The 19,870-nt window shown below is 41.8% G+C and carries 21 protein-coding genes; 7 read left to right on the forward strand and 14 right to left on the reverse strand.

What is annotated here, in order from left to right:
- Positions 1-81 precede the first annotated feature (81 nt).
- On the forward strand, positions 82-252 hold the full coding sequence (locus B1K52_RS18045; RefSeq protein WP_179106580.1) for a hypothetical protein: 171 nt from the start codon (positions 82-84) through the stop codon (positions 250-252).
- A 19-nt stretch (positions 253-271) separates the two neighbouring features.
- Here B1K52_RS18045 and B1K52_RS16130 read toward each other — a convergent pair whose 3' ends face one another.
- The 4 genes from B1K52_RS16130 to solA form a co-directional block, all read right to left on the reverse strand.
- A complete protein-coding gene (locus B1K52_RS16130) occupies positions 272-1,063 on the reverse strand; it encodes a nucleotidyltransferase domain-containing protein (RefSeq protein ID WP_077310055.1) in 792 nt (263 codons plus the stop codon).
- Positions 1,064-1,147: 84 nt separating this feature from the next.
- Entirely contained in the window at positions 1,148-2,665 is a 1,518-nt protein-coding gene (locus tag B1K52_RS16135) for a murein hydrolase activator EnvC family protein (RefSeq protein WP_077310057.1), read from the reverse strand.
- Positions 2,666-2,880: 215 nt separating this feature from the next.
- The gene (locus B1K52_RS18050; protein ID WP_179106581.1) at positions 2,881-3,051 is read right to left on the reverse strand and encodes a hypothetical protein; all 171 of its coding nucleotides are present in this window, start codon (positions 3,049-3,051) and stop codon (positions 2,881-2,883) included.
- 110 nt (positions 3,052-3,161) lie between these two features.
- Entirely contained in the window at positions 3,162-4,283 is a 1,122-nt protein-coding gene (gene solA / locus B1K52_RS16140) for an N-methyl-L-tryptophan oxidase (RefSeq protein ID WP_077310059.1), read from the reverse strand.
- Between the two features lie 183 nt (positions 4,284-4,466).
- Between solA and B1K52_RS18055 the strand changes: the two genes are divergently transcribed.
- The 3 genes from B1K52_RS18055 (at position 4,467) to B1K52_RS16150 (ending at position 5,499) form a co-directional block, all read left to right on the forward strand.
- On the forward strand, positions 4,467-4,607 hold the full coding sequence (locus B1K52_RS18055; protein ID WP_179106582.1) for a hypothetical protein: 141 nt from the start codon (positions 4,467-4,469) through the stop codon (positions 4,605-4,607).
- A gap of 108 nt (positions 4,608-4,715) precedes the next feature.
- Positions 4,716-4,997 carry a hypothetical protein gene (locus B1K52_RS16145; RefSeq protein ID WP_077310061.1) on the forward strand — a complete coding sequence of 94 codons (282 nt, stop codon included), beginning with the start codon at positions 4,716-4,718 and terminating at the stop codon, positions 4,995-4,997.
- A 100-nt stretch (positions 4,998-5,097) separates the two neighbouring features.
- Positions 5,098-5,499, forward strand: coding sequence for a hypothetical protein (locus B1K52_RS16150; RefSeq protein WP_077310063.1), 402 nt, complete (start codon positions 5,098-5,100; stop codon positions 5,497-5,499).
- Between the two features lie 33 nt (positions 5,500-5,532).
- On the opposite strand, the gene B1K52_RS16155 is transcribed toward B1K52_RS16150, so the two are convergent.
- Positions 5,533-6,186: a reverse transcriptase-like protein gene (locus tag B1K52_RS16155; protein WP_077310065.1), complete on the reverse strand. Its 654-nt coding sequence runs from the start codon at positions 6,184-6,186 to the stop codon at positions 5,533-5,535.
- Positions 6,187-6,343: 157 nt separating this feature from the next.
- Between B1K52_RS16155 and guaC the strand changes: the two genes are divergently transcribed.
- On the forward strand, positions 6,344-7,327 hold the full coding sequence (gene guaC / locus B1K52_RS16160) for a GMP reductase (RefSeq protein WP_077310067.1): 984 nt from the start codon (positions 6,344-6,346) through the stop codon (positions 7,325-7,327).
- A 120-nt stretch (positions 7,328-7,447) separates the two neighbouring features.
- On the forward strand, positions 7,448-7,765 hold the full coding sequence (locus tag B1K52_RS16165) for a hypothetical protein (protein ID WP_077310069.1): 318 nt from the start codon (positions 7,448-7,450) through the stop codon (positions 7,763-7,765).
- Positions 7,766-7,800: 35 nt separating this feature from the next.
- Here the strand turns inward: B1K52_RS16165 and B1K52_RS16170 are convergent, their stop codons facing one another.
- From B1K52_RS16170 to B1K52_RS16195, 6 genes are all read right to left on the reverse strand, one after another.
- Positions 7,801-10,842 (reverse strand): beta-galactosidase, LacZ type, encoded by a 3,042-nt coding sequence (locus tag B1K52_RS16170; RefSeq protein ID WP_077310071.1) that lies wholly within the window; start codon positions 10,840-10,842, stop codon positions 7,801-7,803.
- A gap of 25 nt (positions 10,843-10,867) precedes the next feature.
- Positions 10,868-11,692, reverse strand: coding sequence for a carbohydrate ABC transporter permease (locus tag B1K52_RS16175; RefSeq protein WP_077310073.1), 825 nt, complete (start codon positions 11,690-11,692; stop codon positions 10,868-10,870).
- The gene (locus B1K52_RS16180) at positions 11,689-12,624 is read right to left on the reverse strand and encodes a carbohydrate ABC transporter permease (protein ID WP_077310075.1); all 936 of its coding nucleotides are present in this window, start codon (positions 12,622-12,624) and stop codon (positions 11,689-11,691) included. Before B1K52_RS16180 ends, B1K52_RS16175 begins: the two co-directional genes overlap by 4 nt.
- 68 nt (positions 12,625-12,692) lie before the next feature.
- Positions 12,693-13,967: an ABC transporter substrate-binding protein gene (locus B1K52_RS16185; RefSeq protein WP_077310077.1), complete on the reverse strand. Its 1,275-nt coding sequence runs from the start codon at positions 13,965-13,967 to the stop codon at positions 12,693-12,695.
- Between the two features lie 299 nt (positions 13,968-14,266).
- The gene (locus B1K52_RS16190) at positions 14,267-16,045 is read right to left on the reverse strand and encodes a sensor histidine kinase (RefSeq protein WP_077310079.1); all 1,779 of its coding nucleotides are present in this window, start codon (positions 16,043-16,045) and stop codon (positions 14,267-14,269) included.
- 12 nt (positions 16,046-16,057) lie between these two features.
- Positions 16,058-17,533: a response regulator transcription factor gene (locus B1K52_RS16195; RefSeq protein ID WP_143588903.1), complete on the reverse strand. Its 1,476-nt coding sequence runs from the start codon at positions 17,531-17,533 to the stop codon at positions 16,058-16,060.
- A gap of 182 nt (positions 17,534-17,715) precedes the next feature.
- Between B1K52_RS16195 and B1K52_RS18060 the strand changes: the two genes are divergently transcribed.
- A complete protein-coding gene (locus B1K52_RS18060; RefSeq protein ID WP_179106583.1) occupies positions 17,716-17,874 on the forward strand; it encodes a hypothetical protein in 159 nt (52 codons plus the stop codon).
- Positions 17,875-18,002: 128 nt separating this feature from the next.
- On the opposite strand, the gene B1K52_RS16200 is transcribed toward B1K52_RS18060, so the two are convergent.
- From B1K52_RS16200 to B1K52_RS18125, 3 genes are all read right to left on the reverse strand, one after another.
- Positions 18,003-18,869: an SDR family oxidoreductase gene (locus B1K52_RS16200; protein ID WP_077310083.1), complete on the reverse strand. Its 867-nt coding sequence runs from the start codon at positions 18,867-18,869 to the stop codon at positions 18,003-18,005.
- A gap of 163 nt (positions 18,870-19,032) precedes the next feature.
- On the reverse strand, positions 19,033-19,482 hold the full coding sequence (locus B1K52_RS16205; protein WP_077310085.1) for an NUDIX hydrolase: 450 nt from the start codon (positions 19,480-19,482) through the stop codon (positions 19,033-19,035).
- Positions 19,483-19,546: 64 nt separating this feature from the next.
- A partial coding sequence (locus B1K52_RS18125) for a hypothetical protein (protein ID WP_256855942.1) occupies positions 19,547-19,870 on the reverse strand: 324 nt, incomplete at its 5' end.

A 19,870-nucleotide genomic window follows, 5' to 3' on the forward strand; every position in this document is an offset into this window, starting at 1 on the left:
CACCTCTGTACCTATACATGGCTATACTGCTATGAGAAAATAGCAATAGATCGAAAATAAATAGGTGAGGAAGTGTGTTCGATGTTCAAAATAGCACGAGAAGCGAACGGAACGAAAACCTACCTAAAACATTCAAATACATCTTCAGATATGCTGTTTCTTAATGAAGCGGATGCCGCTGATTTGATAGAGAAACTTAAAACCCACACGAAAAGCAATGTCGTTTGGTCGGTCCAAGCTTGCATAGATTAAAAGCCATATCCTTTTACGGTTATGGCTTTTCTTTTGACTCTGTTATTTGCTTCCTTGTAATTAAACGCTCAAAAAGTGGTTCTATTATATTTTTCTCTTCTTCTTTTACATGTTTCTCTAAAAAAGGTCTCTCGTTTTCCAGTAGTTGTAACACAGCAGCTGCAGCCCTGCCATGACCGGTTGGTGTTACATGTTCCAAGACGTCCAGTAAGTTACTATATACTGCTGCTGGTAAGAGCTGCTGGGCTCTTTTTAGACCCAGCAGGGCACGTGTCGGTGCGTAATGATGCAGCAGCATTCGCGCTAGCGGCTCTGTTACTTGCTGGAGCATCGCAGCAGCCCATGCCCCATTTCCTCTTAAAGCTGCTTTTCGGTACTGAAACAGGAACCACGTCAAATCAATTACTTGTTCTCCGTACATTTCATCCGTTATTGTCAATGTCTGCGTTTCTTTAAATCGTTGGAGTCGATTTTCCGGATCATAAAGAACAAGAAACTGATCGGTTTGCTTAAATGTCTCCTCCGTCACGGTAAACAAGTCCACATGCAGTAAATTATCATACACAACAATTAATTGAGGCGCGATAATAAATAGCTCTTCGCTATAGAGGACTTCGCGATATGCTGCGAGCAGAGACAATCTTTTCGCTAGAAAAGCTTGCCTTTCTGCTTCCTCTACCAGACAATACAAATCAATATCGGAAAACGCATCTTCTTCTCCTCTGCCGAAGGATCCTTTCACAAAGACTGCCTTTACTTCCTTTTCGCTTGCTAACAAATCAGCTAATTTATGTAACGCTTCTTGCTGCATCTTCTCTCCCCTTTATATATATTCCATAATTTTTACATAAAATAGAAAAAACGCCAACCCTCAGATTGAGCGTTGGCGTTTTTGTTAGTTAAGGTATGAACGCGGATCGACCGCATTTGATTTGGAATTATTCCAAGGACCTGTATGCAGTTCGAAATGAAGGTGCTGTCCATGTGACATACCTGTGTTCCCCATTGTGCCGATTTGCTGCCCTTGTGATACGTGCTGTCTTGCGCTTACGTTCATCGAAGTTAAGTGAGCATACACAGTGGTATACGTTTTGCCATTAATCGAGTGTGTCACGAAAATCACATTTCCATAGCTAGGTGAATAATATGCTCGTTTAACTTCCCCGGATGCAGCTGCCCAAATTGGAACTCCTGCACCTCGTTTAGCAATATCAATGCCGTAATGATATCCACCAGATCTTGGTCCGAAACCAGAAGAGATGTAACCTGGTGCTGGTGTAATGAAATTAGCACTGGAGGCTGGAGCCTTAGACTCTTGCTGCTTCTCTTGCTTAGGTGCAGGGCTTGCCGGTTGTTTAGGCTGTGCTGCTGGCTGGGAGTCGGCTTTCTTCTCCACTTTTTGCTTCGGTTCGGTTTCAGATGAAGATTTCTTGGCAGCAGATGCTACACGCTTCTCTTCTGCTGCATCTTGTTTTGCTTCTTCTTGTTTCGCTGCTTTTTGCTGCTCAGCATCCGCCTGAGCTGCTGCCTCGTTTGCTTCTTCTTTTTCAGCTTTCGCTATACGCGCCGCTTCTTCCTGCTTCGCTTGCTCAGCACGCTGGCGTTCTGCTTCCTTACGAGCCTCTTCTTCTGCCTTCTGTTTATCACGATGTGCAGCTTCAGCCGCAATTGCTTCTTCTTGAGCAGCTAATAACTCTGCTTCTTCTGTCAGGCTGAATAACTCTTCAGATGTTATATCATATTCATTCATGACATCTTCGATAAGCTTGTCCTTCTCATTTTGCTGATCAGTCAGTGTTTGTTTTGTTTCTTTCAGTGCTGCAGCTTGCTGCTCCGCACGTGCTAGTTTCGATTGACGCTCTGTCTTTTTCGATTCGACGTCTTTCAGGTCACGTTGCTGCGCATCCATTAATTCCTGATCCGCGCCCATGATTGTGCTTACAGCATCTACACGGTTTAGGAAGTCAGAAAAGCTTTTTGATTCCATAATGACAGCTAAATAGCTGACTTGGCCGCCATTTTTCTGCAATGAATGTATCCGGTCTTTCAGCAAACTATGACGCTGTTCAATTCTTTTTTCTAAGTCTGCAATCTCTGTTTTTAATGATTTAATATCAGATTCCAGCTCAGAAACCTCTGATTCAGTCTCTGTTAGTTTTGTATTTGTTTTCCCTATTTTACTATCAATCTCTGTTAAATCTACGCGCAGTTTCTCAGCAGCAGCTTGCAGATCGTCCTGCTTCTCTGTCTTTTCTGCCTGCTCCTTATTAATGTCTTCTTTTTTCCGTTCGACTTCTTCCTTCTTTTCATCTAAATCTTCATAGGCATATGCAGCATTTCCTGATACCGGCAAAACTAACGCAGCTGTTCCGATCACTGCAGCCAAGCCAATATGTAGCCATTTTCTTTTCAAATTGTTTCCCCCTGTGAATCTATTGTATAGGCGTTAGCATTCCTAGTTCGATTAGTCTGCGATGAATTAGAATAGAAATAAAGTAATCTCCGGGAACAGTATACTACACGAGAGTCTGACAAAACATTACAATAATATTTCATTTTTCATATGCTGGAGAATTATCTCAGTACTTTTGTAGAAAAATAAAAAACATGCACGGAAGCGCACATGTTTTAGAAGATAAATAATACAATATATGACACGATATAAATAAATGCTAACACTATCGCTAAAATTGTAAATGGTAATCGCATTTGCTTACTCTTTACAGCTCCAAGAACTAAGAGCCCGACAGTGAGCAAAGCAAACAACGAAATGACGATTAAACGTACTACTGGTGGCATGAAATGCATCTCCTTACTAATAATCTGCACTTATTATACCATGACAGCGTAACGCTGAATTTCTATTTATGACCATTCTGTCACAAAAGTCCTTCATTTCACAGACTCTTTTATTGGAATCTTGTATTGCAAAATGAATTTATGTCTATTGTTTGCTCTTTTTCCATTGCCATCTCGCTCAAAACCTCACCGATTGCACTGGCGAACTTGAAGCCATGACCGGAAAAGCCAAGCGCATACAAAATTTGCGGATAGTCTGGATGATAGTCTATTAGAAAATCTTCGTCCGGCGTCATGCTGTACATACATGTTTTTCCTTCCCGCAACTTGAATGAACCCTTTCCCATGAATTGTGTCAAGAAACGAAGCAGCTCCTCTGTATCTCCTTCATGGTAAGGCGCATCCTTATCATCTGGATGGATTGGTGTGCCGGTATCATGACGTCCAATCTTTAATCCGGTATTGTTGATGTCTGGAAAACCATAATATGTGCCCAATTCTGTATCAAAGCTAAAGCATGGGAAACTGCCTTCCCGAAAGTTTTTATCTGCATGAAGCCAAGCAAACGTCTTCCTAGTCACTTGAATCGGCAGTTTTAGTCCAAGCTTTGCCAACAGCTCGCCTCCCCACGCGCCCGCCGTTACGATCAATTTCTTCCCTCGATATGTATGTTCCTTCGTCTTAACTTCCACTAAACTTCCTTTCATTTGGATTGCTTCCACACGTTGTCCGCCTGCCACAACAGCTCCATGAGAAGCAGCCAAATGTGCGTAGCCTTTTAGAATTTGGTCTGTCAGCAAGTAGCCAGCGTCTTTTTCGTAGCAACCAATATAATCAGGCGGAACGGTAAGTCCGGACCAGCGTTTTTTCATTTCTGCAGAAGTAAGCTGCTCTACTTGCAAATCATAAGCTTTCCCGCTTCTTATAACGTTTTGAATGAAAGGACTTGTTTCCGGTCCGCTATTTAGTACACCAGTCTCAACAAAAATGTCTTTGCCTATCTCCTGTTCAAGCTCTTTCCACAATGCTTTTGCCCTCAGAGCCAGCGGTACATATGCTTCTCCTTCTCCATACGCATAGCGTATAATTCTCGTTTCCCCATGATGGCTCCCATGTACATGCGGCGGGTGATATGAATCCAGTAAAAGCACCTGCTGTCCTTTTTTCGCAAGCTGGTAGCCCGCACTCATCCCCATTGACCCAGCTCCCTGAACAATTACATCGTATAACATCTTCATTCACCTCATTTTTTCATTAACGAAAGTGTATCGAACTACGTGAGGTCAGACAAGCTTTTCCAAATAAATATGCCATCATTTGACCTAGTATAATAGATGCAATTATGAGCTATTCTAATGAAGGTGTTCACAAACTAAGATAGGAAATGAAACCTAAAGGACAGGAGGTAACGCAAATTGAATCGACAAATGGACCAAGCCATAAAATTTATTGATAAAACACTGAACGAAGGTCTTTTTGACCCGCTTGCAAGACAAGAGATGCTTCGAATGAAGCAACAGCTTGAGCGCGCAGCAAAACAGGGAAAAAGTCCTTAAAAACCTTTTTTCATGCCGATTGTGACCTTACTGACTTTGGTTGAATATACAGAAACTATCCTTTATAGTTGTTTTTGCCATTATTAAATCTTAGTCAGGAGCGATTTTATGGAACAACAGGAACGAGGAACCCGGGCAAGTAATCAGCTCAGTATTATGGATTGGTTTTGGACGCTGTTATTAATTGCACTTCCAGTGGTAAATATCGTAATGCTCATCATCTGGGCAGTTGATCGAACGAATCCAAGAAGAAATTTTGCGATTGCTTATTTCCTCTTATTTGCCGTTATGATCGTGCTTTCTATACTCTTCGTGATTATATTTACAATCATAGGCGTTTCCTTAATCCCTGATACAGATCCGACATATTCAACCACTTATACGTATTGATGATTTGTCAGAATGTTAACAATTCTACCTCTAGCCTTCTAAAATCTCCGAAAATATCATATGATAGAGGTTGCAGACAATAATAGAGGAGTTTTTCGTCGTGACTGTACTTACAAAAACTGAAAGTCTGGATAAAGTTCTTGCTGAAATGAACATGCGTTCCAAGAAAAAGCGCGCTCGCAAGAAATTCATCAAGCAGGCTATGCAGCAGCTGGAAACTGAAAAGACTACAGCTGCCGTGAAAGCTGAAGCACCGCTTGCAGAAACAAAAACAGCAACAGCATATGCTTATCATAAGCTCCCTGTTGGATTCATGATTAAGACAGGTAAACAGCACTTCCCAGAAGAAGCTGTCTTCCGTTTCTATTATAATCAGAACCATCCGGAGGAGTACAAAAACAAAGATTTGCTGACAGAACGTTTCCAGACATTAGTGGAAGCAGCATCTGGTTCAACCAAAACTAGTTTGATCGAAGCGCTTGATCAACAGACTTCCAAATAAAAATGACCGCCCGGCCAATCATGTGCCAGGCGGTCATTTTTGTATGGTGCTGTCGATTTCGATTTTTTTCAGAGCCTGACTGGCAAGCTGATCCGCTTCCTTGTTCTGCTTACGATCCACATGTGTGTACTGAACAGAAAGGCCGAATTCCTTTAGTAAGTCATCTGTTTTATCCGCCCAATACTGCAGTTCTTTCTCATAAACCGGCCACTCCCCAGACATTTGCATGATGACAGCACGAGAATCAGCGAATACTTCTATCTCTTGATTTTGTACACCTAGCTCCCCTAAGATACCGATTCCAAAATGTAAAGCTGCAAATTCTGCTTCGTTATTAGAAGCAAGCTGTTCCACTTCTCGATTGCGCCGAAGACGAAATTCCTTCTGATTTTGTTCGTAATGTACAACACAGCCGAGCCCTGACCGTCCCGAATGTTTCTCAAAACCGCCATCAGCAAACAAACGAACATGATGCGGTTCAATCTCGAGTTCCTTCATGTAAGCTCGTAATTCCTTTAACGTCCATTCTGTCTCATACTGATCAATCAATTCCATTTGTACCACTCTGCCATTTTGCTGCATGTCCTCCATTAACAGCAATACAGCTCCAGCCGGCATAAATTCTGAATGAAATGCTGCTTCCGTACCTCTTGGTGTGCAATAAATGATTTTCATTCGAAGTTTCATCTTGTATCCCTCCTTCTATAGCTTACCCTATTTGACTGATTTTTTATTTTTTTAGGTAAAAACCTTTGCTTTGTTTTCTGAATTATTGTATAGTACCAAAGGGCGAACGAAATAAAAGATATAACCAAAAATAATTCGTCTTTAGAGGGGTATAAACATGGAAAATGTATTTGATTACGAAGATATTCAGTTAATTCCTGCAAAATGCGTAGTGGAGAGCCGTTCAGAATGCGACACAGCGGTCACACTCGGAAACCATACATTCCGTCTGCCGGTCGTACCAGCTAACATGCAGACGATCATTGATGAAACAATCGCCACTTACTTGGCAAAAAATAATTATTTTTATGTGATGCATCGCTTTGAGCCAGAGACACGAATTGCTTTTATCAAGCAAATGCAGGAGCAGAATTTGATTGCTTCTATTAGTGCGGGTGTAAAAGAAGACGAATACGGCTTTATTGAGGAACTAGCCAGCAAGAATTTGGTTCCAGAATACATCACAATTGATATCGCACACGGTCATTCAAATGCCGTTATCCGCATGATTCAGCACATTAAAAAGCATTTACCTGAGAGCTTTGTCATTGCCGGAAACGTTGGTACACCAGAAGCAGTCAGAGAACTTGAAAATGCAGGTGCTGATGCTACAAAGGTAGGAATTGGACCAGGTAAAGTATGTATTACGAAAATCAAGACCGGCTTCGGTACTGGCGGCTGGCAGCTGGCTGCACTTCGCTGGTGTGCCAAAGCAGCTAGCAAGCCAATCATTGCGGACGGCGGTATCCGCACACACGGTGATATCGCAAAATCCATCCGTTTCGGCGCTTCTATGGTTATGATTGGATCTTTATTCGCTGGTCATGAAGAATCTCCTGGCGATACAGTTGAAAAAGATGGCAAACTGTACAAAGAATATTTCGGTTCTGCGTCTGAATTCCAAAAAGGCGAGAAACGCAACGTCGAAGGCAAGAAAATGTTCGTTGAGCACAAAGGCGCTCTTCAAGATACATTGACAGAAATGGAGCAAGATCTGCAGTCCTCCATTTCATACGCAGGCGGAAACAAACTAGAAGCAATTCGCAACGTTGATTATGTTGTTGTGAAAAACAGCATCTTTAACGGAGATAAAGTTTATTAAGGAATTTGGGGCTGTCTTGCACAGCTCCTTTTCTTTTATCGTTGATAATCATTCTCATTGACTACCTACTTTTTTTCTGATACCGTTAAAGAAGAATCAGTTAAATAAGGAGGCAATCCTATGTTTGTCAATCAAGTTATTTTTGAAGGTGACATTGCCAATGAAGATAAAATTATCAATAAAGTAAAGCATACGATGGAAGAACTGACAGATGTTAGCGGCTTACACACAGCTGAATGCTGGAATAAAGATACAAAGAAAAGTGATACTGTTGCTTATGCAATTGTGACGAAATGGGATAAAAAGCAAGATTTCGTCGCTTGGATCTCCCGTGAATCACATGTCGCTGAACATCGTGCAATGCGCAAAGAGAAAAAAGATGAAGCTCCTGTTATGACAAAAACATTATTGCAATACGAAGAAGCCATGTTAGCATAAGAAAATCCCCTTTGCCTTAGCAAAGGGGATTTTCTTTACGCTCTATTTATGCTAAATACAAATGACTGTTCTTCTGCAGCTGCTAATCTATGCTCCGGATGTACTGGTGCACCCCAGCTATCGTCTCCCCCAACACCCATCTGCTTGCCAGCAACAGTTAAGACTGTGTAATGGACAGTCGGCAGTTCATAAGCATGATTCGCTTGCTCTATTTCTAAAGCTGTATGTGGAGAAGCATTGCACGTAATTGGCGCATCTGCCGCTTGCAGCTGTATACCGCTGCCTTGATCGTTCGTAAGTGTCAGCCAGCGGACTCCTGTTCTCGTGCCAGACTCCTGGGGTCTTGCATATGCTGTTCTGTTAGTTTCCACCGTATTTTGGAAACGACACAGTCTTGCACCGTGACTACGGTCTTCGTAATTCTCTTCTGGTCCTTTGGCAAACCATTCTAGATTGCTGTAATCAGCACTCGTTTTGAAAGAAAGAGCGAACGTTGGCAGATCTGGCAAGTTTGCTGCACCATGGTATACTGCTTTCACACGAACCTCTCCATCAGGGAATACAGAATAAAGGCTTTGTACAGTCACCTTCTCAGCCATGGCAAACGTGTAAGTGAAAGTTACGTCCACCTGCTTTTCGTCAGCATGCAGCGCTACGTCTGTGCATTTTCTCGCTGTACTCGCCGCCAGCCACACGCCAGCCGTATAGCTTTGCTGATAGCCATTGTCATTATCTGTACTAGCACGCCAGAATGTTGGATAAGGAGGTATCTCTATCATTTCCTTTCCATCATAACGAAGTGACGTGAGACTGCCTGCCACTTTCGAGAATTGGACAGCGAAATCTTGGCCGTGTACCCCGATATTCACATCTCCTTCGACAACACGAAGTTTTCCGGATGGTTTCGGTGCAACAGGCTGCTTTTCCCAAACATATTGGCCAAATGCCACTTCAAATCCTGCTTCGGCCCATGCGGAGGACTTGGCTAATTTCATGCTCGCATCTATTGTAAAGACACCTGCTTCAGCTAATACATTCTCTGGAATAGCAATGCTATATGCTGCTTCCTCCCCGGCTTTGACATTCTGCTCAATGGATTCTTCATACATCGTCACACCATCTCTTCGCAGTGTCCAGACCAACTCATAAGCTGATGTATCTACGAAAAGATTTTCGTTTCGTACCTTGATTTTTTTATCTGTTACATCTAACTTAATGTTTTGATACAAGTATTTTACTTCCTGCATTTTTGGTGAAAGTTTGCGGTCGGCAAAAATGAGTCCATCGGTACAGAATATATAATCCGTCGGACGATCATGGAAATCTCCCCCGTAGGCAAGAAATTCTTGACCATAACGATCTTTTTTCACTAATGCTTGGTCTATATAATCCCAAATGAACCCGCCTTGATACATCGGATACTTATTTTCCAGTTCGGTATATTTGTACATTCCGCCCAATGAGTTGTTCATCGCATGTGTGTACTCGCAATTGATAAAAGGTTTTTCCGGATCATTTTCCAGATAGGTGATAATATCAGCAGCTTTTGCATACATGCGGCTTTCCATGTCACTTGCTTCATCATACTCTCTAGCATGGAACACACCTTCATAATGAACAAGACGGCTTGGATCCTTTTGTCGGAAGTAGTTCGCTACATGCACAATTACTTCGCCCGCGTATGATTCATTGCCGCAAGACCAAATCAAGATAGATGGATGGTTTTTGTCCCGTTCTAGCATCGAGATTGCCCGGTCCATAACAATATCCTGCCATTCCGGCAAATTTCCCGGGATGTTCCAAGATGGCTCCACCTCACCGAGCTTCTGCCATGACCCATGTGTTTCCAAGTTCATCTCATCAATAACATACAGACCGTACCTATCACATAGTTCATACCAGCGGGTCTGGTTGGGATAATGTGATGTGCGGACAGCATTGATATTGTGCTGCTTCATCGTTTTAATATCCCACAGCATATCCGCTTCCGAAACAACTCGCCCAGTACGAGCGTTAAACTCATGTCGATTGACACCCTTGAATACAACGCGCTCTCCGTTCAGACACATTACTTTATCAATCATTTCAAAACGACGGAAACCAACTTGCTGCGGGACAACTTCCACAAGCTGCCCTTCTTCGTTGTAAATTTGCAGATACAGTGAATACAAATAGGGATCCTCTGCACTCCATAAATTCGGTTTGTCGATATCAATAGGGACAACTGCTGTTTGTTCGCTGAATAGCCCTTCTGCTTCCTGCACCAAACTGCCGTTTCTGTCGTATAGACTGCCAGTTATTTTAGCGGCAGCTGGCAGTTCTTTTTGGAATAGCATTGCTGCTTTTAAGGAACCTTTCGAATACGTTTCGTCTAATCTTGCTTGTACTGCCAAATCAAACACATGCATTTCTGGTGTTGTATAGAGATATACGTCACGGAAAATACCAGAGAAACGCCAGAAATCTTGATCCTCCAGCCAGCTTCCTGTGCTGCGCTGGTAAACTTCCACCGCTAATTTATTGTCACCTTGCTGCAAGTAATCTGTCAGATCAAACGCTGCCGGTGTAAAAGAATCCTCACTATAACCCACAAAGTGACCGTTCAGCCACACATAAAATGCAGATTCTACTCCTTGGAAGGAGATGAACAAAGGCATATCTTCCATATGCTTTGGTACTGTAAACTGTGTCACATAACTGCCGACTGGATTATCCTCCATCGGCACCTCTGGCGGTCGAATATCATGTACCCCATCCCAAGGGTACATTGTATTTACATATTGAGGTGTCCCGTGTCCTTCCAGCTGAATATGTGCCGGTACTGTAATGGTATCCCAGTAGCTGCAATCAAATTCTTGTTCATAAAAGGAAGCCGGCCGAACTGCGGGATTCTTGGCATAATGGAATTTCCATTGGCCATTTAAGCTGTGGCGCCACGACATCTCTCCGCGCGACTTTGCCTGTTCCATCGTCTCATAATACAAGTGATCAGAATGTGCAGCAACACGATTGACTTCAAAAACACTTGTATCCGATAGCCAATCCAAACTTGGTGTCACCTTTGTATCATTTGTCATAAAATCTTCCTCCCTCTTGTATCTATTACTTCACAGAGCCCATCATTCCTGCTACGAAATGCTTTTGCATAAAGAAGAAAATGATCGCTGTCGGCAGTGTGGCGATAACGATTGCCATCATGATCATCCCGTAATCTGGCGAGTAACTGGAACCTAGATTTGAAATAAGTAACGGAATGGTTTGTTTTTCTGGCGACTGTAGCACAACTAGCGGCCAGAGATAGTTATTCCAGCTTGCCATAAACGTAATAATGGCAGCTGCTGCATAAGTCGTCTTCATGGTTGGTACGTAGATACGGAAAAAGATGCCGATCTCCTTCAACCCATCAATACGACCTGCCTCTAGTATTTCTTTCGGGAACATTTTGGTACTTTGCCGGAAAAAGAAGATTAGGAAAGCTGTTGTGATTGTCGGAAGAACAACAGCCGAAAGTGTGTCAATTCCAATGAACGGCAGCACTGGCGTAATCGAACCAAACATCCGGAATAAAGGCACCATCAATGCAGCAAATGGAATCATCATCGATAATAGTAAAACATTAAACACAACGTCCTTTGCTCTGCTGCGGTATATTTCAAACCCATACCCTGCTAAGGAAGCGATTAGCAAGCTCAGTATAGTCGTCCCTACTGCTATAAGAGCTGAATTTGTTAACGCTGGCACAAGGTCAACAGTCTGCAAGAGGTTCTTAAAGTTTTCTATAAAATGCCCGCCCGGCAGCAGTTTGCCTCTTGTAACATCTGCTGAGGTGTTGGTCATACTAACGACCATCCAATAAAACGGAAAAATAGAGATGATCGCACAAATGCTTAGAAACAAATAGCCAATTACTTTATTCGGTAGTTTCATTTTTTATCACCTGCCGCTTTAAATTGGATGATTGAGAAGATGACAATTAAGAAGACAATGCCGTACGATACAGTCGCAGCGTAGCCAAAGTCAGGTGTGTATTTGAATGAGAGATTATAGATATATTGAGAGATGGTCATGGTTGCATTCCCTGGACCGCCCGCTGTAATATTCATTACTTCGTCAAATAGCTGCAAAGTACCGATTGTGGAAGTGATTGAGGTGAACAAAATAATCGGTTTCAGCATCGGAATGGTAATCTTAAAGAACTGCTGTATAGCGGAAGCACCATCAATCTTAGCAGCTTCATAGATAGATCGATCCACGTTTTGCAGCGCTGATAAATAAAAGATCATATTGTAGCCGGTCCATCTCCATGTGATAGCCAAGATGATCGTTATTTTTGCCCAAAATGGATCTGTCAGCCACTGAATTGGTTCAGCGACCAGATTAATCTTAAGCAGCATCATGTTGACGATGCCATCTGGTGCGAACAAGTACTTGAACACAACAGAGTATGCAACAAGTGACGTTACGCACGGCAGGAAGATTGCTGTTCGGAAAAACCCTTTCCACTTCAGCGTCTTGTTATTCAGCACAACAGACAAAAATAATGCCAATAAGATCATCACAGGTACTTGGATAATTAGATAGATTACGGTGTTCTTCACAGTGGTAAGAAACACAGGGTCTTGGAATAGACGCACATAATTCTCAAATCCGACAAAAGACAGATTTACACCTGAACCGGATTGAAAAGACAGAATTAACGCTTGCACCATCGGATAGAAATAGAAGATTCCGATAAGCAGTGAAGCTAAGGAAACAAATGACCAGCCAACGAGCGTATTTTTCAATCGCAAAGACTGCGCCGGACGTGGCGCTGGCTTTTTAGCAACTTTTTCTGGTCCGAGGTTCTTTGGTATATTCATATAAGTTCTCCTTTCTAAAAAAGCCCCGGGAAGCAGCATGATTGTTTGCAGCGTCCCAGGGCCATTGATTAGTTCGCTTGCTGTTCTGCCAGCGATTGTGCATTATCCATAACAGTATCCAAATCCTCGCCATCTAGATACTTCTGAATTTCATTTGCAAGAATGTCTTCAATGACGTACGTGTGCAAACCATAGTTTACTTGCGGAATTTCTTCCGTCCAAGCAGCGAAGTCAGATAGAATCTTCTGGCCGCCGAAGAACTCATCTTCTGCTTGATATGCATCTCCTTCAAGTGCTGGCTGGTAAGTTCCTACGCCGCCAACTTCCTCAACAAATTGCTGATGAAAGCTGCTCTCTGCTCCGAATGTTTTGCCTAGGAATTCAGCTGCTTTTTCTTTACCAGGGATATTCAACACATACCAAGAGCTTCCACCCAGGTTAGATGCACTGACAGATTCCATACCAGGCAGTTTCGGGAATGGAGCTACTGCCCAATTACCAGATTGCGATGCTTCTGCTTTAATGGAAGGTGTAATCCAGTTACCGCTCGGCACCATGGAGATATCTCCGTTATTGATTGCCGCAATGAACTGACTCCAATCCGCATGCGGTTTAACCAAGTCTGCATCTATCATTTCTTTGTACAAGCGGAAAGCTTCTTTCAATGCTTCGTTATTGGCGATATTTGGTGTTACACCATCTTCCTCTAAATACCATGCACCACTTGTCTGAATCATCATGCGCAGCAACCCCAGATCTTTAGGATCCTGCGTAATCATTTGCTTGCCTGTTGCCTCTTTCACAGCTTTACCAATTTCAATTACTTGCTCCCAGTCTGCATTCTGTAAATCTTCACTGTTGTATCCTGCTTCCTCTAAGTAGTCAGTTCTTACATATAAACCAGCTACACCAGAGTCAAAAGGTACACCGTATTGCTTACCTTCGAAGCTTGTAGGCGGAATTTTATATTTAGCAAATTCTTCTGTAGTGATAGCATCATCTACCGCATAAAACATATCCGGGTAGGATTGTAAGAAACTTTGTGCACGATAATCCTCAATCAACACAATGTTCGGCATCCCTTTTGTCGTACCGGAGCTAAGACTTGTGTTCAGCTTCTGAATAATATCGTCTTGGGCATTTTCAATGATTTCAATGTTCAGCTCACTGTTTTCTTCTTTATATGCTTCTTTGGCAAGCTCCATCGCTTTTACATTGAAGTTCGGATCCCACGCCCAAACTTTGATATCGTTTGTGTCGGCATCAGCTTCGGAATTGGAGCCCGAAGAACATGCAACCAAAACGAGCAAACTAACAAATAAAAGTGCTAAAAACTTCTTCATCATATAACCCTCCTCATTTTTGTAAGCGCTATCTTTATATTCTTATCGTAGCATGTGCACTTCCTTCTTTGTTAGGAAATTCTTTATCCAAACTAGGAGTAAATCACTTTGTTGATAGCGCTTTCATTATGAGGATTAGGATTATTTTTTGTAATTAGCACTTTATTTTGATTAACTGTTCTGTCTAATTGCAGGAATTGAAAGTGTATCTTTCGCCGGTTCACCAACCAATTTTTTATCCTGCATAATCAAGCTAGTTGGCGAAAAAGCTTGACTATGCACTTTCCTGAGACGTATGCTCACATAACAGTTTCCTCAGCCTGTTCCATAGGAATTGCCGGCAGCCGCAGCTTTACGGTAGTTCCTTCCCCTGCCTTGCTAGTAATCGTTACACCGTAGTCGGTACCATACAACAGCTGAATTCGCTCATGCACATTCTTTACCCCTATTCCGGAAAATAACTGCCGATTTCGGTTTGTATTGGGAAGCTGCTTATCATCTGTTGCCATGCCATCGCCGTTATCCGCTATTTCACAGAGAAGCTCATCTGATTCCTTCCATACAAGAACAGAGATTGTTCCTGCTGCTGTTTTATTAAACGCATGGAAAAAGGAGTTCTCAATAAATGGCTGGAGAATAAGTTTTGGTATCTGGCATTGCAAACAATCTGGCGCTACCATAAACTGCACCTGAATCTTGTCTCCATAACGTTTCTGATTGATAAGTACATAGTTTTTTAAATTGGCTAATTCCAACTCTACCGTAATGGACTCATCCACATTCCCAATTGTGTTTTGCAGCAATGTAATGAACGCATCAATCGTTTTCTCAGCTTCCGTACGTTCTCCCATTATCACTAGGAATTTTATTGAAGCCATTGTGTTATAAAGAAAATGCGGATTAATTTGCTGCTGTAAAGCCGCCAGCTCAGCATGGCGCTGCTGTTTTTGCGCTTTAAGACGTTTCTCTACATGCACCTGCAATTCATCCATCATACTGTTAAAAGCCAAGCCAATTTGTTTTGTTTCATAAGTACCTGTATAATCCAGCCGCCGCTTCAGCCCTTTTTTAGGTACTGCCTCGATGTCGTTAACGAGCTTAGAAAGAGAATTGGTTAGCCGCTTGGTAACAAGGAATACGATTATAAGTGCAAGCACAACGACGCCTGCTAGCAATAAAATAATCTGTTTCGTATCAATTAAGTTTCCGACTGCCGCTTGTTTATCCACCATATTAACGAGATACATATTAAAGTAGGGCAAATATTCTGCCACCATTATCTGACTTGTATCTTCCTCATTTATTTCCTTGAATAACTCCCCATCTTTCACCATCGTTTCAGCTTGTTGATGAAGCTCGGGGAGCGATGTACCAATCGCATTGGATAAACTGCTCGAAACAACTTCTCCATCTTGATTCAACACATAAAAATCGTTCCCAGGCTTCACATAATCTTGATAGAAAGAACGCAGCTGCTCTTCCTTAATTGGAAGATACACAGCACCATACGCTTGATCTGTGTCGCTATCCATAAGTGTCTTGGCAGCAACAACGTAATCATCAGAGGTGCCTCGCGAAGCTTGAAAATAGCGTAATTTATTCGGCTCAGCTGTGATTGCTTGTGTAATACGGTGTGCACGAATGTCCGTGGATGCAGCAGGCCAATATGTAAAGTTTGTTGTATAAATAATTTCCGTTTGATCAGCAATGGCAATTTCAACATTCTGATCTCCAAGCTGCTCCCGCAAATTATCTATTTGCCGCATAACCAGAAATAGACTGAGTATCCGTTCATTATCTCGTGCCTCCTCTGCTAACAAGTATCTTTCAATTGTACTGCTTTTACTGATGTCTGTAGCAGCCATTACAATGCTATAATTCAACTCCTCAAAATCATCCTGGATCTGATTAATAATTTGGGAATTTGTAATACTGAACTTCTCGACGAAAAATTGCTCTGCCATTCGGATTGTTGCAAGTGTTACTGTAACAGCCACTAGCATAATAAGCGCAACAGTTATGAAAAACATTTTCATAAACAGACCATTAGGATGAAGACGGTCTCTAATGAATTTCATCCAATTACCTCCTCAAGGCGCTATCCTTTTCCGCCGGTATTGGGAAGGAGAATAGCCTGTTTGCTTTTTAAAAACGCGGCAGAAATAACTATGATCAGAAAAACCCACTTGCTCACTTACTTTTGCAATTGGTATATCATTCTGTCTGAGCAATGTGATAGCCGCCTCAATCCGTATCCGATTGAGATATTCACTGAACCCCTCTTTGCTATGAGTAGAGAAGTAATTGGACAAATAAGACGGGCTGAAATGGAAATGCTGTGCAATGTCAGAAAGTGATAATGACTCATGATAATGCGATTTAATATAGTCCATCAGCTTACGCATATGCCCCTGTTCTTCCTCCGTCTTTACAATCCCTTCTGCATCTGTTAGGAATGACTTCACCGTTTCGTTGGCGGTATATACATCTGCTGCTTGGCTGATACGCTGAAAATACGCATACTTCTGTGCTTGCAACACTTCAGTTTGGTAGTTCAAATTACCAAGCAATACTATCAGATTGAACAGAATATTATTAAGAAATGCTTTGTATTCATCAACATCCTGCCGATAATCTTGTGCCATTTGTTCCAGATGGGCACTTAAATAGGAAAAAGCTTCATGAAAGTTATCCCTCTTGCAAGCCTCTATAAAATAGTCCAGCTGAAACACACGTCTTTCGTCAGGTGGCGACGGAAGTGTGCTCTCCGATAGAAAAGTATCTTCTGGAAAGAAAAACTGATACTTCTCTAGCTTTTCCAGTTCCTTTTGTTTGTCTTTAAGTTCGGAAAGCTTATAAAAAGCATTCGTACCGCAGACGACGCTGGATTTCATTAAATCTGAAAAAGTGTCTTTACCGAGCGCCTCCCTGCCATTCCACAAGTAAACATCATAGTCCGCTGTTGATTGCAGCGTCATTAGAGTACCGTCCAATTTCTTGATCGCACGAAAAATCGCCGCAGTATCTTGGTCAGCTTTATTCTTATAACTGATTACTTGAAAAACACTGCACAGAAATTTTGCCGCTGCTTCATTTTCTATGTTGATGTCGTTTCCTTCATATAGTTTTCGCAGTTTTTCATTTAGTGTCTGTTCATGTGCTTCATTCCTGTTCAGCACCATATCGTCTAATTGACCTGCTGCTTGACGCAACGCTTTGAGCAAACTCTCTGCATTCAGTTTAGGCTTCAGAATATAGTCGATAACGCCATTTTGAAAGGCACTTCGAACATAATCAAATTCACTAAAACTGCTCAAAACGATTAAACCGATATGCGGGTATTTCTCTTTTACAGCTTTTGTTAATGCTTCACCGTCCATAATTGGCATAACAACATCAGTAATCACAATATGCGGCTGCTGCGATTCGATCAGCTCTAACGCTTCTTTTCCGTTCGATGCCTCCCCTACGATTGTAAAGCCTTCTTTCTCCCAATCTATATAATGCTTAATTCCCTGTCGGATAAGAATCTCATCATCTACAATCAACGTTTTGCATAATGCCATATGTGTATGACACTCCTTTATCCAGTCATCGCTTCGCACATCAGAAAGCGCTTTCTTTAATAGTGTTAGCATTTCCTTCTTTTGTCAAGATTCAGTCAAATCCGCATATAATTAACTTACATATATTGTAATTCGATATGTTATGATAAGACTACCAATATTGACTTAAGGGGAGATGCAACTTGACGCCTCGTGAAAGAAGGAGACAGCGAAAAAAGGAAGAAAATCCAAATTACAAATGGGATATCATCGATTTACTATTCTGGGTTCCGGAACTGCCCATTCGTTTTGTTCTTTGGATTGGACGAGGTATTGTGCGTATCTTCCATATGTGGACTTAAGAGCTGATTACTAGTGGGAACTTTATTTAAGCACTATCATGCCAGGATGCCTAAACTTCTCCAGGAAAATCAATAATGAACGCACAAAAAAGCACCAGCCGGCACTGGCTGGTACTTTCTCTCTTTTATTAGGAAGATGTATATTGTCCGCCGTTAATATGAATAGTTTGACCAGTCATATACGAGCTTTCATCTGAAGCCAACATTACATATGCCCACGCATGCTCAGATGGCTGTCCAGGACGGCCCATTAAATTGCTTTGACCGAAGTTCTCAATATTATCAGCAGGAATTGAAGCCGGGATAAGCGGTGTCCATACAGGTCCCGGTGCCACAGAATTAGCACGAATGCCTTTTCCTGCTAAACTCTGCGCAATACTTCTAATCCAAGCTGTAATCGCGCCCTTCGTAGCAGAATAATCCATGAAGATGGCATTACCTTGGAAAGCATTGATAGAAGACGTTGCAATAATAGAATCACCTTCGTTCATATGCTTCACACTAGCTTTAGTCAAGTAGAATAGCGGGAAGAAGTTTGTGCGGAATACTTCCTCGAATTGCGCACTAGAAATCTCAAGGACATCATCGACAACATATTGAATAGCCGCATTACTTACAAGGATGTTTAACTTGCCGAATTCCTTCACTGTTTTCTCAACCAAGTTGATACAATGCTCTTCATCTTTAATATCGCCAGGAAGCAGCAAGCATTTCCGACCCTCTGCTTCGACTAATCGTTTTGTTTCTTCCGCATCATCTTGCTCATCCAAGTAAGAAATAGCAACATCTGCACCTTCTTTTGCATAGGTGATAGCTACAGCACGTCCAATACCAGAATCGCCTCCGGTAATCAGCGCTACCTTATCCTGCAGCTTGCTAGACCCTTTATATTCCTTCGGCTGATGCGGCAGCGGATCCATTCTAGATTCAATACCAGGCTGGCGATTCTGCTCCTGCTTTGGTGTTCCATCTGTTTGCATGTTTTTTGGTTCCATGAATATCTCTCCTTTGCTGAGTTATCTCATGGATACTCTTTCCACATTTGGATGGGCGTGAAACAAGGAATAATTTATGAGATAAAGTCAGCATTGGGAGAAGGATTCTAGCATAACTCTTGTAATCCTATTTGGTGCTTACTAGGACAGAATATAAGTGCTGTCATTCAATGACTGCCGCTCTTCTCTCTTTCCCTTGCAGCACTAGTTCTGCCCGTTTTATATTTTCCTTTAAATAGTTTGGTGAATGAGGATTCTCAAGTACCTCCTGCGTACTCATCCACATTACAGCAGCCACTTCTTCCTCACTCTTGGCATAAGGTTCACGTGTTATATATTCACAAAGAAATACAATATCAATCACATGTGTTCCTTTATCGGTAACAAAGGCGGAACTGTTCACATAAGTAAGATTACTAACTTTTATGCCAACTTCTTCATAGATTTCCCGCATTAATGTACGCTCTAAAATATCAGAAGACATACCTTCCATGTCACATTTTCCTCCAACCATGGAAATAGCGCCAGCTGCATGCTCTTCTTTCTCACTTCTTTTGATGAAAAGCCATTTGCCGTTACGGTGAATGGCCCCTTCTACGTTTACTATAAACACTACATCTCCTCCTCACCTTTTATCTTGGTAACTGGCACTCTTAACATTTCAGGTTGAATAAGGATTAATAATTTCTTCTATTTCTAAGGACATAAGTGTATATACTGCCAATAATGCTTAGCGAGAGTACAAACATTAATAAAACCGTCGGCAGATGTTCAACTTGGAATACGTCAAACATATCCACGAGAATACATACTAAAATAATACCTAAGTACAAAATTCCGTAAAGTAAGTTATTTCTTTTCCGTTGAATTTCTTTCCCTCTTTCATCCTTTCCTTCTTCACTACCATCGAATCTAAACATATACATTTGACTGAAAATTATGATGATCATTAATATTATAAAAAGCAGATTAGACATCTTGATTCTCCTTCCTATAATAAA

Origin of the sequence: Terribacillus halophilus (genome assembly GCF_900162685.1) — a bacterium.
Classification (GTDB): Bacteria; Bacillota; Bacilli; order Bacillales; family Amphibacillaceae; genus Terribacillus; species Terribacillus halophilus_A.